Source organism: Caulobacter radicis (genome assembly GCF_003094615.1).
Classification (GTDB): domain Bacteria; phylum Pseudomonadota; class Alphaproteobacteria; order Caulobacterales; family Caulobacteraceae; genus Caulobacter; species Caulobacter radicis.
Genome location: NZ_QDKO01000028.1, coordinates 1 through 8,960, shown reverse-complemented (window position 1 = coordinate 8,960; position 8,960 = coordinate 1). Strand labels below are relative to the sequence as shown.

Annotated in this window: 6 protein-coding genes and 3 pseudogenes; 4 read left to right on the top strand and 5 right to left on the bottom strand. The window is 71.5% G+C overall.

Translation table 11 applies throughout. The features are described 5' to 3' along the window. The 4 genes and pseudogenes from DDF62_RS17020 to DDF62_RS17005 form a co-directional block, all read right to left on the bottom strand. Positions 1-305, bottom strand: a 305-nt coding sequence (locus tag DDF62_RS17020; RefSeq protein ID WP_208866891.1) for an aminotransferase class IV, incomplete at its 3' end; no start/stop codon positions are given. Next, a pseudogene (gene pabB, locus DDF62_RS17015) lies at positions 302-1,677 on the bottom strand (aminodeoxychorismate synthase, component I). The gene DDF62_RS17020 and the pseudogene pabB, both read right to left, overlap by 4 nt. A gap of 2 nt (positions 1,678-1,679) precedes the next feature. Continuing rightward, positions 1,680-3,104 (bottom strand): annotated as a pseudogene (locus DDF62_RS17010) (MFS transporter); the annotation flags it as partial. A gap of 301 nt (positions 3,105-3,405) precedes the next feature. After that, entirely contained in the window at positions 3,406-4,179 is a 774-nt protein-coding gene (locus DDF62_RS17005; RefSeq protein ID WP_116490200.1) for a tyrosine-protein phosphatase, read from the bottom strand. A gap of 75 nt (positions 4,180-4,254) precedes the next feature. Between DDF62_RS17005 and DDF62_RS17000 the strand changes: the two genes are divergently transcribed. The 3 genes from DDF62_RS17000 (at position 4,255) to DDF62_RS16990 (ending at position 7,013) form a co-directional block, all read left to right on the top strand. Next, on the top strand, positions 4,255-5,013 hold the full coding sequence (locus tag DDF62_RS17000; RefSeq protein ID WP_116490199.1) for an alpha/beta fold hydrolase: 759 nt from the start codon (positions 4,255-4,257) through the stop codon (positions 5,011-5,013). 429 nt (positions 5,014-5,442) lie between these two features. Beyond that, a complete protein-coding gene (locus DDF62_RS16995) occupies positions 5,443-5,805 on the top strand; it encodes a BlaI/MecI/CopY family transcriptional regulator (protein ID WP_116490198.1) in 363 nt (120 codons plus the stop codon). Then, positions 5,802-7,013, top strand: coding sequence for a TonB family protein (locus DDF62_RS16990; RefSeq protein WP_116490197.1), 1,212 nt, complete (start codon positions 5,802-5,804; stop codon positions 7,011-7,013). The genes DDF62_RS16995 and DDF62_RS16990 overlap by 4 nt, the downstream gene beginning before the upstream one ends. Before the next feature lie 88 nt (positions 7,014-7,101). Here the strand turns inward: DDF62_RS16990 and DDF62_RS16985 are convergent, their stop codons facing one another. Continuing rightward, a complete protein-coding gene (locus DDF62_RS16985) occupies positions 7,102-8,556 on the bottom strand; it encodes an AMP nucleosidase (protein WP_116490196.1) in 1,455 nt (484 codons plus the stop codon). A gap of 239 nt (positions 8,557-8,795) precedes the next feature. Here DDF62_RS16985 and DDF62_RS16980 point away from each other — a divergent pair. Further along, a pseudogene (locus DDF62_RS16980) lies at positions 8,796-8,960 on the top strand (dicarboxylate/amino acid:cation symporter); the annotation flags it as partial.

Here is an 8,960-nt window from a genome sequence, read left to right as displayed (position 1 = left end):
GCCGCGCACGACGCCAGCAGCACGCAGGCGGGCGCCTCGGGCCGGTCCAGCCCCCGCCCGCCCGAGCCGGCGGTCAGGGTCAGGCGCACGGCGGCGCGGCCAGACGTCAGCCCCGCCTCGCCCGGCGCGGCCAGCACCAGATCGCGCGCCCGGTCGCGGTCCGGCGCCGGCAGGCCCAGCGCGGCGCAGCCCGCCGACATGCGGTCGAGATGGGCCTCGACGTGGCGGACCTGGCCGTCCAGCGCCAGCAGGGTCTCGAACAGGCCGTCGCCCAGCAGCAGGCCGCGATCATCGAGCGGGATCATGCGCCCTCCCCCGTCAGCGCCCGGCGCAGGGCGTCGATCTTGGCTTCGGTCTCCAGCCGCTCGGACAGCGGGTCGCTGTCGGCGACGATGCCGGCCCCGGCCTTGGCCTCCAGCGTCCAGCCGCCCTGGTCCTCGACGAGGCCGACGGTGCGGATCAGGACACTGGACTCGAAGGCGCCGTCGAAGCCGGCCCAGAACAGCGAGCCGCAATAGGGCCCGCGCGGCCCCTCCAGGCCGGCGATCACCTTCATGGCTTGCACCTTGGGCGCGCCGGTGATCGAGCCCGGCGGGAAGGTCGCCCGCAGCAGGTCGGAAACGCCCAGGCCCGGCTTCAGCCGCCCCTGCACCGTCGAGACCAGGTGATGGACGTTGGCGAAGGTCTCGACCTTGAACAGATCGGGCGTGCGCACGCTGCCCGGCGGACTGACCCGGGCCAGGTCGTTGCGCATCAGGTCGACGATCATCAGGTTCTCGGCCCGGTCCTTGGCGCTGGCCGACAGCTCGAAGGCCAGGGCGCGGTCGCTGGCCGGATCGGCGCCGCGTGGACGGGTGCCCTTGATCGGCCGGGTCTCGATCTCGCCCCCGCGCACCTTCAGGAACCGCTCGGGCGAGTTGGACACCATCGCCCGCCCCGGCAGGCGCAGATAGGCGGCGAACGGCGCGGGACTGGCGCCGCGCAGGCGGGCGAAGAGGTCGAAGGGATCGGCGCCCGGCGCCAGGCGGCCGCGCCACGCCCGGGCGATGTTGGCCTGGAAGATCTCGCCGGCCAGGATCCGCTCGACCACCTGCGCCACCGCCGCCTCGTAGGCGGCCGGCGGCTCGGCTTCCAAGGCGTCGCACACGCGGCCCTCGAAGGGATCGCGGGCCGGGGCGTCCAGCCAGGCCAGCGCCGCGCGGGCGCGAGCCTGCGCCTGCGCTTGCCCCTCGCCGCGCCCGACGGCGACGACCGTGCGCTGCAGGTGGTCGAAGGCCAGCAGGGCCGGATAGCGGGCGCAGAACAGGTCGGGCCAGTCGCCGCGCGCCAGGTCCAGCGCCTCGATGCGGTCGCCCAGCTCGTAGGCGGCCAGGCCCAGGACGCCGCCCTGGAACGGCGGGCCTTCGGGATCGCTGGGCAGGGCCCCGCCGATCATGGCCGCCAGGGCCGCGAACGGGTCGCGCCGATCGGCCGCCTCGAGGGTCAGGGTCTGGTCGGGCGCGCGCAGCAGGTAGGACCACCGCTCGCCCGGACCGCCCGACAGCAGGGCGCAGGCGAACGGCTCGTCCCGGAAGGGGGCCGCGGCCCAGAGGGGGTCCCGCCACGGAGCGGCGATGAGGGCGACGTCGCGCATCGCGGGGTGATAGCGCCGCCCGCGGCCGACGGCTACAGCCTCAAGCCTCGCGCTCGCCGCCGCGCACGGCGAACAGGCCCAGCGCGCCCAGGGCCATCAGGGCGACGATCGGCACGAAGCCGGCGACCTGGCTGTGGAACAGGGTCGTGGCCGCCGCCACCAAAGCCGAGCCCAGCCACACCGTCGCCGTGCCCGACAGGGCGTAGAGCCCGAAGAAGGCCGCCGTGCGGTCGGCCGGCGCCAGGCGCACCAGCAGGGTCCGGCTCGAGGCGTACTGGGCGGTGACGCAGACGGCGATGACCAGGCCCAGGCCCAAATAGAAGAGCTCGGGCAGGGTGCGGTAGATCGGCCCGTCCCAGGCCGCCGGCCCGGCCGGATCGTAGGCGAAGACGTAGAGGATGCGATCGGGCCGCATGCCCAGCAGGCAGATCAGCGCCGCCAGGCAGCCGGCGATCTCGATCTGGACGGCGCGTTTGGGCCCCAGCACGCGGTCGAGCTTGGGGGCCAGGAAGCCGCCCAAGGCGCCGACCAGGCTCAGCGACACGCCGTAGACCAGCATCTCCAGCGCGCCCCAGCCCATCACCCCGGCCGCGAACAGGCCGCCGAACACCAGGAGCGCGGTCATGCCGTCGCAATAGAGCATCCGCGCGGCCAGGAAGGTCGCCACGTCGCGGTGGCCGCGCAGGTTGGCGAAGGTGTCGCGCAGCAGGGCCAGGCCCGCCTTCAGCGCCGCGCCGATCCCCAGGCCCGTGCGCGGGGCGTCCGGCGTCCACAGCAGGAACGGGATCGCGCCCAGCGCCATGATCAGGGCCGACAGCGGCCCCGACAGGCGGCTGGGCTCATGATGGCCGGTTGACAGCCCCAGCAGCGGCGCCTTGGGGATCCCCGGCCAGTCGACCTGGCCCGGCAGGACGAAGCCCCACAGCATGAAGATCAGCATCAGCACCGACAGGCCGTTGGAGAACACGTAGCCCAGGCCCGACAGCAGCGAGGCCTGGCCGGGCTCGGCGGCGGCGCGCGGCAGCAGGGAATTGGCGGCCACGTCGCCCCAGTTGTAGGCCACGCCCAGCAAGATCAGCGCCCCGGCCGTCGCCGCCAGCGGCAGCCCGCCGGCCGGCGTCGCCCACCACAGCACGATCAGCGCGGGCAGCATGATGGTCAGCAGGGTCGCGGCCAGCGGCTTGCGCGGCCCGTACTTCTCGACCGCCGCACCCAGGATCGGGGCGGTCAGGGCGACGATCAGGCCGTAGGTGGTGGCGATCTGGGCCATCAGGGCCTGGCCCCGCACCGGATCGCCGACCAGCACGCCCGAGAAATAGGGAGCGAAGATGTAGATGGTGACCAGCACCACATAGACGTCGCGCGAGCCCTGGTGCAGCACCCAGGACCATCCGCCCCGGTTCAGCGGCTTTCGCCCAGCCGCCCGTTCGACGCCCAGGCGCGCGGGCGCGCCGTCCAAGACCTCGCTCATGGTATCCGCCCTGCTGCGGGTCGTCTGACGCGACCCTGAAGCGGAGCCTCGCCCGCGAACGCTGGTTTGTCACGCCTTCTTCATCAAGACGCGAAAATCGCCAGGGAATGTGGATTTTCGGCCGTCATCCCGGGCGAAGGACCGCGAAGCGGGCCGCAGACCCGGGACCGAGGGGCCGCCGCAACGCGACTGCCTTCGCCGGGCGGCTGATCCAACTTCGGAGCCCAGTCCCCTGGGTCCCGGATAAGCCCTGCGGGCTTTCCGGGATGACGGATGGGAGGAAGCTTTGGGGAATTGCCCCTTAGGCCAGGATGTGCGCCTTGATCGCCTCTCGCGCCTTGCCGTCCACGCCCAGCACCGCCTCCAGATAGGCGTCGATGGAGCCGTGGGCGGCCTCGATGGCTTCGACCGAGGCCAGGATGTATTCGGCCTCCACCGCCAGGGCCGCGCGGATCGCCGCCTCGGGCGGGACCGAACCGGTGTAGCCGGCCAGATAGCGACCGATCCGCTCGCCGATCCGGGCGTATCGCTCGGGGTCGTTGGTGGCCAGATAGTCCTCGACCAGGTCGTCGCGCGACACCCCGGCCAGGTGATGGGTCAGGGCGGCTAGCAGGCCCGTGCGGTCCTTGCCGGCGGCGCAGTGGATCAGCACCGGCCCCTTCCCTTCCGCCAGCGCCGCGAAGTAGCGCGTGAACAGGTCGACATGGCGCGGGGTGAACGGCTTGCGGCGGTAAGACTCGACCATGTAGCCGCGCAGATCGGCCTCGGCGTAGTCCCAACCGCGCAGGAAGGTCTGCCACGGATCGTCGCCCTGCCCGCCCAGGTCGTTGTCGATCACCTGGGCCGAGAAGCCGGTCCAGCGGCGCGACGGCTCGCGCTGGCGCTCGGGCGCGCGGCGCAGGTCGACGATGGTGACGAGCCCCAGGCCCGCCATGGCCGCCAGATCCTCGTCGGTGGCGTCGGCCTGGTGGGCGGCGCGGAACAGCAGCCCCTTCTTGAGGCGTCCGCCCCCGGCGGCGTAGTCGCCGTAATCGCGGAAGTTCTCGACGCCTTGCAGGGGGATGTGACGGGTCATGGCGTCGATGTAGTCGCGTCCCGTGACGAAATCGAGAGTCTGGACGAACGGTGCGTCCGCGCGGATTGTGCGCCCATGCTTCCGGTCCAGCGATTCCAGAGCTTCGACGGCGTCTCCCTCGCCTACCGCACCCTGGGCGAGGGCTGGCCGACCCTGCTGCTGCACGGCTTCCTGGCCAGCGCCGAGAGCAACTGGTTCCTGCCCGGCATCGCCCAGGCGCTGGTCAGCGCCGGCCGCAAGGTGATCGCCCCCGACCTGCGCGGCCATGGCCGCTCGGACGCGCCCAGCGATCCGGCCGCCTGGCCCGCCGACGTGCTGGCCATGGACCAGCAGGCGCTGGTCACCCACCTGCACCTGACCGACTACGACCTTGTGGGCTATTCGCTGGGCGCGCGCACGGCGGTGCGGATGATGGTGCGCGGCGCGCGGCCCGAGCGGCTCGTCCTGGCCGGCATGGGCGCCACGGGCCTGATGGGCGCGGGCGAGCGGGCGGCGATGTTCGAGGACGCCATCCGCCACGGCGACCAGGCCAAGGACCCCCGCGCCGGCCGCCGCGTGCGGGCGATGATGGCCGCCGGCGACCTCAAGCCCGAAGCCATGCTGGGCGTGCTCAACGCCTTCGTCCCGACCTCGGCGGAAGATATCGCCCGCATCGACGTCCCGACCCTGGTCATCGCCGGCCAGCGCGACGACGACAACGGCTCGGCCGAGGCCCTGGCCGGCCTGCTGCCGAACGGCCGCGCCCAGCGCGTGCCCGGCGACCACATGAGCGCGGTGATGGAGCCGTCCCTGGCGGCCGGGATCGTGGGCTTCCTGGATCGGGTGTCGCGCTGAAGACGCGCCCTTCTTGATCCCTCTTTCTGAGAGAGAGGGAGGGGCCCGCCGCGCAGCGGTGGGAGGGTGAGAGGTTTCACCGCTGGCCGGTTTCACCTTCACCTCACGGCCGTCATCCCGGGCGGAGCGCAGCGCAGACCCGGGACCCAGGGGCCGCCGCAATGCGTGCGGCGTCCGCTGGGGTGTTTGAGTTGACCGCCGAGCCTGCCCCCTGGCTCCCGGATAAGCCCTGCGGGCTTTCCGGGATGACGATGCTTGAGCGTTCTAGGGAGGGGAGCGTAACCTCTCACCCTCCCACGCCTCCGGCGCGGGCCCCTCCCTCTCTCAAAGAGAGAGGGCTCGCCCTCTGCAAAACGCCGGTTGACGACTCCGATGACAACTGTCAACGTCGCCATTGTTGACAAACGTCATCGATCGAGAGGCAGCGTCATGAAGATCAGTTCGGCCGAGAGCGTCATCATGGAGGCGCTGTGGCGGAAGACGCCGCTGACCTCCGAGGCGATCATCGCCGAGGTCGGCGAGCCCAACGGCTGGACCGAGGGCACCGTCAAGCAGCTGATCAGCCGCCTGCTGAAGAAGAAGGCCATCGCCGCCCAGCCCGACGGCCGCCGCTATCTCTACAGCCCCCTTCTGGCCCGCCGCGACTATGTGCAGGCCGAGAGCCAGGGCCTGCTCGACCGGCTGTTCGACGGCCGCCTGGCCCCGCTGGTCACCCAGTTCTCGGAAGGCGGCAAGCTGTCGGACGAGGACGTCGCCGAGCTGAAGGCCCTGGTCGAGAGGATCTCCAAGTGAGCGGCGACATCGTCGAGGCGCTGGTCCGCGCCAACCTCGCCCTGGCCGCGGCGATCGTCGCGGTGATGCTGCTGCGCAAGCCGGTCCGCCGGCGGCTGGGCCCGCTGGCCGCCTACGCCCTGTGGCTGGCCGCGCCGCTGTGCGCCCTGGTCAGCCTGGTCCCGGTCCGCGCGCCCACGGCCATGACCTTCCACCAGACGGTCGCGCTGACCCCCAAGGCGCTGGCGACGGCCGCGGCGGCCGCCAGCCGGCCGTTCGGCGTCGCCGACGGCCTGGTCCTGGCCTGGGCGCTCGGGGCCATCCTGGTCTTCGGCCTGCTGGCCCTGCGCCAGCTCCGCTTCGTGCGCGCCGCCGGCCGGCTGACGCCCCTGGACGGCGCCCCCGGCGTGCTGCGCGGCGAGCATGTGGACGCCGGTCCGCTGGTGCTGGGCGCCCTGCGGCCCCGCATCGTCGTGCCGGCCGACTTCGCCCAGCGCTTCCAAGGTGAGGCTCGGGACCTGGTGCTGGCCCACGAGGACATCCACCTGCGCCGGGGCGACGCGACCATCAACGGCCTGGTCGTGGCCCTGCAATGCCTGTGCTGGTTCAACCCGCTGGTCCATCTGGCCGCCCGCGCCCTGCGCGTCGACCAGGAGATCGCCTGCGACGCGGCGGTGATCGCGCGCCACCCGCACGCCCGTCGCCTCTATGCCGAAACGCTGCTCAGCACGGTGCTGACGGCCAAGACCGCCCCGCTCGGCTGCCATTGGCCGGCGGCGGGGCCCCATCCCCTGAAGGAGAGACTGACCATGCTGAACGCCGCCTCCCTCACCCCGCTGCGCCGCAAGGCCGGCCTGGCCCTCGTCGCCCTGGCCGCCTCGGTCGCCGCCGGCGGCGTCTGGGCCGCCAATCCCGAGGTGACGCCCCAGCCGATCGTCTCGAAGCCGGTCTGGATCCAGAAGCCCGGCATCACCGACCTCGACCGCTACTACCCGGCCCAGGCGAAGGCGGAAAAGCTATCGGGCCGGGCGGTGATCGGCTGCGACGTGACGCCCGAGGGCGTGCTGCACCGCTGCAAGGTCTCCAGCGAATTGCCGGCGGGCGCGGGCTTTGGCCAGGCGGCCCTGCAACTGAGCCAGCATTTCCGCATGGACCCCACCCTGCCTGACGGCAAACCGGCGGGGAACGGCTGGGTCAACATCCCGATCCAGTTCCAGCCGCCGCGATAGGCCGCGGCAAAGCCCAAGAAAAAGGGGCGGTGGATGACCACCGCCCCTTCGTCGTTTTCAGACGGCTCCAAGCCTCAGCGGCCAATCCTCAGCGGAAAGGCGGCTCGTCAAAGGCGCGCAGCTTGCGCGAGTGCAGGTTGGGGCCTTCCTCGTGCAGCAGCTTGCAGGTCAGGATGCCGATCTGCAGGTGCTGGCTGATCGCCCGCTCATAGAAGGCGTTGGCCTGGCCCGGCAGCTTGATCTCGCCGTGCAGCGGCTTGTCCGACACGCACAGCAGCGTCCCGTACGGCACCCGGAAGCGGTAGCCCTGGGCGGCGATGGTGGCGCTTTCCATGTCGATGGCCACCGCGCGGCTCTGGTTGAAGCGCAGGGCCGACAGGCTGTGGCGCAGTTCCCAGTTGCGGTCGTCGGTGGTGACCACGGTGCCGGTGCGCAGGCGCTTCTTCAGCTCCTGGCCGGTGTCGCCGCTGATCGCCTTGGCCGCGTCGTAGAGGGCGCGCTGCACCTCGGCGATCGACGGCACCGGAATCTCCGGCGGCAGCACCACGTCCAGCACGTGGTCGTCGCGCAGATAGGCGTGGGCCAGCACGTAGTCGCCGATGGTCTGGGTGTCGCGCAGGCCGCCGCAGTGGCCGATCATCAGCCAGGCCTGAGGGCGCAGCACCGCCAGGTGGTCGCAGATGGTCTTGGCGTTGGACGGGCCGACGCCGATGTTGACCAGGCTGACGCCCTGACCGTTCGGGGCGATCAGGTGGTAGGCCGGCATCTGGTGCTTGCGCCACGCGCCGTCCGCGATGGCCTGCTCGGCGTTGGGCGTCTGCGCCGTCACCACCACGCCGCCCGAGCACGACAGCGCCGTGTACGGACTATCGGGCTTCTTCAGCTGCTCCACGCCCCAGCGGACGAACTCGTCCACGTAGCGATGGTAGTTGGTGAACAGGATGAACGGCTGCACGTGCTCGGCCGGGGCGCCGGTGTAGTGGCGCAGGCGGGCCAGCGAGAAGTCGGTGCGCAGGCCGTCGAACAGGGCCAGCGGCCGGGTTTCCTCCAGCACCGGGTTCCAGACGCCGTCGGCGATCTCGTCGCCGATGAAGGCCAGGTCCGTGGTCGGGAAGAAGCGGGCGATGTCCTCGCTGCGGACGTCGGCCTGGTTCAGGTCGATGCTGGCGTCCAGCACGTAGGGATAGGGGATCTCCTGCTCGGAGCGGGCGATCTCGATCTCGACGTCGAAGTCGTCCATCAGCAGGGTCAGCTGCTCGACCAGATAGTCCTTGAACTGGGCCGGCTTGGTGACGGTGGTCGAGTAGACGCCCGGACGGCTGACCCGGGCGAAGGCGCGCGCCAGCTTCGGCGGCAGGGCCTCGGGGTCGTAGGTCAGGCGCAGCTCGGGATAGGTGAACGAGCCGTCGAACCGCATCTGCGGGTCGGGGCGGGTTCCATTTTCGAGATAGGCCCGAAGGGCGGTGCGCAGCGCCTCGACGGCGCGCTCGTATTCGGAGTTGAGCCGTTCGACGACGGCGATCGCTTTTTCTTGGTTAGACATGGCGTCCTATATCAGCCTTGCCGCAGCCTGACCAGAGCGGGGCGCGGCCGGGCGCTGGGCGAGCATAGCGCCGCCAGCCTGCGCCTTTGTGACGCCCCAGGCATGGACGAAGCCGCCCTGCTCGGCCAAAAGGGGCGCCACATGCCCCCTCTCGGGGCGTCCACGAAACGAATGCGCCTGCTGGGAGGGCGCTTCAGCAGGCCCGGTCGCCACGCGGTCGAGGGGGAACGGAAGACCCTATGAACAAACGCTTCGCCTATCTGATCGTCGGCGCGATGGTGCTGGGGGTGCTCGTCGGCTGGGGGTGCAACCAGTTCCTGGACGCCGAAGGGGCCAAGTCGGCCGCTTCGGGTCTGTCTCTGATCACCGACATCTTCCTGCGGCTGATCAAGATGATCATCGCG